General features: G+C 73.0%; 4 protein-coding genes and 2 pseudogenes. 1 reads left to right on the top strand and 5 read right to left on the bottom strand.

All coding sequences use genetic code 11. The features are described from left to right. From ACXR2U_RS23845 to ACXR2U_RS23825, 5 genes and pseudogenes are all read right to left on the bottom strand, one after another. Positions 1-1,013, bottom strand: a pseudogene (locus ACXR2U_RS23845) (hypothetical protein); the annotation flags it as partial. 58 nt (positions 1,014-1,071) lie between these two features. Beyond that, complete coding sequence (locus tag ACXR2U_RS23840; RefSeq protein WP_458827586.1) at positions 1,072-2,508, bottom strand: S8/S53 family peptidase; 1,437 nt, start codon at positions 2,506-2,508, stop codon at positions 1,072-1,074. Continuing rightward, positions 2,505-3,014 carry a hypothetical protein gene (locus tag ACXR2U_RS23835; protein ID WP_458827585.1) on the bottom strand — a complete coding sequence of 170 codons (510 nt, stop codon included), beginning with the start codon at positions 3,012-3,014 and terminating at the stop codon, positions 2,505-2,507. Before ACXR2U_RS23835 ends, ACXR2U_RS23840 begins: the two co-directional genes overlap by 4 nt. A gap of 125 nt (positions 3,015-3,139) precedes the next feature. Next, positions 3,140-3,424: a WXG100 family type VII secretion target gene (locus ACXR2U_RS23830; RefSeq protein ID WP_458827584.1), complete on the bottom strand. Its 285-nt coding sequence runs from the start codon at positions 3,422-3,424 to the stop codon at positions 3,140-3,142. A 46-nt stretch (positions 3,425-3,470) separates the two neighbouring features. Next, positions 3,471-3,782, bottom strand: a complete 312-nt coding sequence (locus ACXR2U_RS23825) for a WXG100 family type VII secretion target (RefSeq protein ID WP_458827583.1) — start codon at positions 3,780-3,782, stop codon at positions 3,471-3,473. 562 nt (positions 3,783-4,344) lie between these two features. On the opposite strand from ACXR2U_RS23825, the pseudogene ACXR2U_RS23820 reads away from it, so the two are divergent. Continuing rightward, a pseudogene (locus ACXR2U_RS23820) lies at positions 4,345-4,770 on the top strand (hypothetical protein); the annotation flags it as partial.

The raw sequence follows: 4,770 nt of genomic DNA, 5'->3' as shown, positions 1-4,770 counted from the left end.
CTGCCGCCGCCGCCGGAACGGAAGCCGCCGGCCGCGAGGCCCGCACCACCGGCGACCACACCGCCGACGCCGGCGACACCGCCCATCCCGCCCATGCCGCCTGTGCCGCCCAGTCCCCCGGACCCGCCGGAAGCGAGGCCGCCGGAGCCGCCCGCACCCAGGCCGCCGATGCCGCCAACACCGCCGTAGCCGCCGGATCCCCCGCCACCGGGGATCGTGCCCTGGGTCGGGCCGTCGACGGAGACACCGCCGGGCTGGCCGACGGTCGTGGGCGGCTGACCCGGACCGGTCGGTTCGACCGGGACGTAACCGGGGCACCCGATGAGGACCCCGCCGGGACCCTCGGGGTTGTAGCCGCCGCCACCCGTGGGGCCCTGACCCCACACCGAGGCGCTGTTGCCGGTGCCGCCACCGCCACCGGGAACCGACCCGGGCGGCATCGTGCCGCTCGGCGAGCCCCCCGAGGACGGCGGGGTCGACGGGGCGTTCTTGCCCGGGTCGATGTCGCCCATGTCCCAGCTGACGTTCGAGCGCACGTCGGAGTCGGCCTGACCCATCGAGCTGTCGAGCTTCTGCTTGTCCTGCTGGGCCTTCTGGGCGCGAGCGGCCGCGAGCTGCGCGTTCTGCGAGTCGGCGTCCGGGCTGCCGGGGTGGAAGTTCGCGTTCTTGTTGGCGGCGTCGGCGTCGGCGTCCGAGAGCTTCGCCGGCGGCAGGTTGTCGTAGTCCTGCTGCGCCTCGGACACGGCCGCCGCCGCCTGCGCGTCGGCGGCGTCGACGGCCGCGAGGGTGTCGGCGTGACCCGCGACCTTGGTGCCGTACTCGCCGAACTTCTGCTCGGCGTCCTGGCTCGCCGGGCCGGTCCAGTTCATCCGGCCGGGCACGGACTTCATGTCCGCCGCCAGCTGGTTCATGTACTGGATGGCCTGCTGGGTGTACTCCGCCCGCTGGGCGCGCCAGGTCTCGTTCGGGACGTTGGTCGTCTCCGCCAGTGCCTGTTCGGCCGACGATGCCATCTCGGCTCCTCCTCGGATGTGGTGCGGTGTGCTGCGGTGTGGTGCGATGCGCGGACGGTCAGGTGCGGTAGCCGCTGTACGCGGGCGGCGGTCCGGGTGGGCCCGCCGGACCGGGCGGACCGGAGAGCGGCGGCGGGGGTCCACGGCGGCGGCCCCGACGCGACAGCAGGACCGCGACGAGCACGACGACCGCGACGAGCACGACCGCCCCCACCGCGATGCCGATGACCAGCCCCGTGGACGACCCGGCGTCGTCGGCCGCGGCCACCGGTGAGGGCGACGGGGCCGGCGACGAACCCGCGGCTCCGGACGAGGGCGGCGGGGAGGAGTCGGCCGGTGGCGACGAACTCGCGCCGGGGACCCCGCTGCCGAGGATGTCACTCGTGCTCGGGACGGCACCGTTGCGCAACGTCGGGTTCTCGTCCGGGTACTGCGTCGGGTCGTGGGCCAGCATGCTGGTGAGGCTCACAACGCCGTACCCGTAGCCGTCGAGCGCGCGCTGGTCGATGTCGTGCTGCTGCCCGCCGGTGTTGCGCGCGAGGGACTGGATGAGCTGGTTGCCGGTCGCCTCCGGCCACTTGGACAGCGTCGTGGCGAGGACGCCCGCGACGAACGCGGTCGCGGGTGAGGACCCGGTGTAGGTCGTGCCGGGCTCCCACACCCCGGGAGAGCGGTAGCCGCCCAGCGAGATGCCCTGGCCCGGCGCGGACGCCACCACCAGCGGGCCGTCGGGGTCGCCGGTGGCGGAGTACGGGATGAGCGTCGCGTCCGGGTCGATGCCATTGACCACCACGACACCGTTGAACGAGCCGGGCGGCGTCAAGCGGGTACCGGGCGCACCGGGCTTGTCGTCGGTGGCGGCGACGAACACCACGCCCTTGCGTTCGGCGTAGAGGATCGCGATCTGCTGCGCGGCGCTCGCGGCGCGGGCGCTGTAGGACATGCTGATGATCCGGGCGCCCTTGTCGACGGCGTCCCGGATCGCGTCGGCGGCGGCGTCGTCGGACAGAGACGGGGTCCCGCCCGGCTTGTCGTAGCACGCGAGCGCCAGCGGGTCGTCCTTCGTGGAGAACCCGATCGTGTAGGTCAGCACCTTGGCACCAGGGGCGACCCCCTGGGGCACGTTCGCGCCGCCCTGGCCCACGATCATGGCGGTCATCGCCGTCCCGTGGTCGGCCTCGGAGTCGGTCGCGGTCGAGGAGTGGGCGCCCGCCTCGCTGTAGCAGGGCGTGGGAGGCGGCGCGACGACGTCCGCCCCGGCGAGGCTCGGTGCGCTCGGGGAGAACGCGCCGTCGATGACGGCGACCGTCACCCCACTGCCGTCGGCGACCTGGTGGTTCGCCGCCAGCTTGAAGGGGGCCACGTACCACTGACCGTCGGTGAACGGGTCGGCCACGGCGTCCGGCGCGGCCGCGAGACCGACCACCAGACACGCTCCGACACCCGCCACGATCCGGGCCGCGGCGGTCCGCCGCAGCCGCAGCAGGTGGGTCACTCGATCCTCACGCGACCGCCGCCGGTGTTCGCGGGGGCCGGCGGGCCCGTGGGCGCGTCGCCACCCGTCGCGGCATCCGGGTCCTGGGTCGGCGCCTGCTCGGCGTGGTCGCTGTGCAGGTCGCCGCGGTGGTCCTGGTAGGTGTCGTCGGCCGGGGTCTGGGTCATGTACCCCGCCGCTGCGAAGTTCTTGATGGCGGCGTCGAACCGGGCGCGGCTGGACTCGTCGGCGTGCTGGTAGTCGTCGGCGATCTGGGACAGCGCCGCCGCCATCTTCTGGGCGTCCGCCAGGATGTCGTCGGACACCGACGTGTAGACCTCGATCGCCGCGTTGTACGAGGCACCGAAGTCCACGCAGGACGGCACGGTCGACCAGTCGCTCGTGGCCGCGTAGGCGTTGAGCGACGACATCGTCGACCGGAGTTTGGTCGCGGTGTCGATGACGTTGTGCTGCATCCACGTCACGGTGGACCGGATCGACTCGATCTCGACGTCGAAGTCGCCCATGCTTGCCTCCCTGCTCCCGGGCTTCCCGCGGGGTCGTGTCTGCGGTGTGCCTACCACCGGTGGCCGACACGGCTCATGCCGAGCCCCGCGGAACGCGAGCTCGGCATGACCGTGGCGACCACCGACTACCAACGGGCGGTGTTCGACTTCTCCGTGCTGTTGTAGTCGTCGTGGCTGGAGTTCACGGCCTGGCCGATGCTGTCCAGCAGCTGCTGCATGTCGGTGATGGCGGTGGTCCACTGCTGCTTGGCCTGGACGTACGCCTCGGACGCCGAACCGGTCCAGTCCGAGCGCAGCGGCTGGAGCTGGCTGTCCATGTCGTTCAGCTGCGACTGGATCTGGCTGGCACCGGCCTTGATGTCCGCGGCCGCCGTCTGCAGCGCCGCGAAGTCGACCTTGAGGTCACCCATGGTGAGTTCCTTTCCGCGAGTTGAGTTCGCGATGTCGTGGTCGGCGTCAGCCGAGGCGGGAGGCGAGGTTGTTGAACGACGAGGACGACGTGTCGTCGGTCGACGTGTAGGTCGACTGCGAGGACTTCAGGTTCTCCTCGAAGCCGTTCAGGGCCGAGATGATCTTGTTCGAGTCCTGGTTCCACCGGCTCATGACCGACTGGAACGCGGTCGAGCCGCTGCCCTTCCACTGGGCGCCGATGCCGGCGAGCTTGCCCTCGAGCGACTTCAGCTGCTGGGTGAGCTGCTGCCGCGAGTCCGCGACGATCTTGGCTCCGCGGTCGAGTGCTCCATCAGCAGCGCTGACTTCACCTGCCATGTCTCCTCCTCCTCGCCCCTGTCGAGGGGGCATGTGGGTCGGCCGCGACGATGGTCGCAGCCGGCGGACGGCGGGTGCCGCCGCTGGCGTCGAGCTGTGCTGGACCCGCATCCACCGGGCCTCGGACGAGTTCCAGATTATCCACGTACGACCCCCTGTAAACCTCCCTCGCTTCCTGGGAAGCGTCACCGGATCCGGGCCGGTGGGGCCGTCGCGGCCGCACGCACCGGTGTGCCCGTCACCTGCTCCCGCGTGACGGCGCTCGACACCCGCATCACACGCCGGGTCGCGAACCGACGTCCGGCACACCGTCGGCCGGGCTCGTGGACGCGATCGGTCGTGAGCGGGCGGCGGGTGCGGGAACGGCGTGATCGGGCCGCTCGCGCCGGGCATCCTGCGACCGCACGACGAGCCCCACGACGGGGCCTGCGGCCAGCCCTGCGGCGAGCTCCGGGCGGGGGCCGCTCGGCGCGCGGTGACCCGTTCGCGTCGCTAGGGTTCGTCCGGTTCGCGCCCGTCCCGGCGAGCGGCGACCCCACACCGACCAGCCCGGAGGAGGCAGGTGACGAGCACGCTGGCGCCGATGCGGCGGCTGTCGGTCCGCTTCGGGCCGACCACCGTCGACCTCGCCGTCCCTCTCGGCACGCTGGTCCGCGACCTGCTCGGATCCGGAGGTTTCCCCGCGGGCTCTCGGATGGTCGACGCCAGCGGCGCGGCGCTGGCCGACGACGACCGGGTCGGCGAGACCGTCGAGGACGGCGCGATCCTCTACGTCGTCGACTCCGCCCACACGCCGTCCCTCACCCGGGTCGCCCCCACCGGCACCGCCCGGTGGGCGGGCACCGTCGCGCCGACCCGGGCGACCGACACCGGATCCGCGACCGCGCCGCCCACGGCGTCCGGACCGGCCACGGGCGCCGCCGTCACGTCGTCGCAGGTCTTCGTCGACCCGGCCTCGGCGGGGTCGCGCACCCGCGCGACCGGGCGC

This window comes from Jatrophihabitans sp. YIM 134969 (genome assembly GCF_054456675.1).
This window is presented reverse-complemented; position numbering and strand designations above follow the sequence as displayed.

Coding starts and splice junctions, on each gene's coding strand:
- ACXR2U_RS23825 (WP_458827583.1), bottom strand. CDS start 3,782: ATGGCAGGTGAAGTCAGCGCTGCTGATGGAGCACTCGACCGCGGAGCC.
- ACXR2U_RS23830 (WP_458827584.1), bottom strand. CDS start 3,424: ATGGGTGACCTCAAGGTCGACTTCGCGGCGCTGCAGACGGCGGCCGCG.
- ACXR2U_RS23835 (WP_458827585.1), bottom strand. CDS start 3,014: ATGGGCGACTTCGACGTCGAGATCGAGTCGATCCGGTCCACCGTGACG.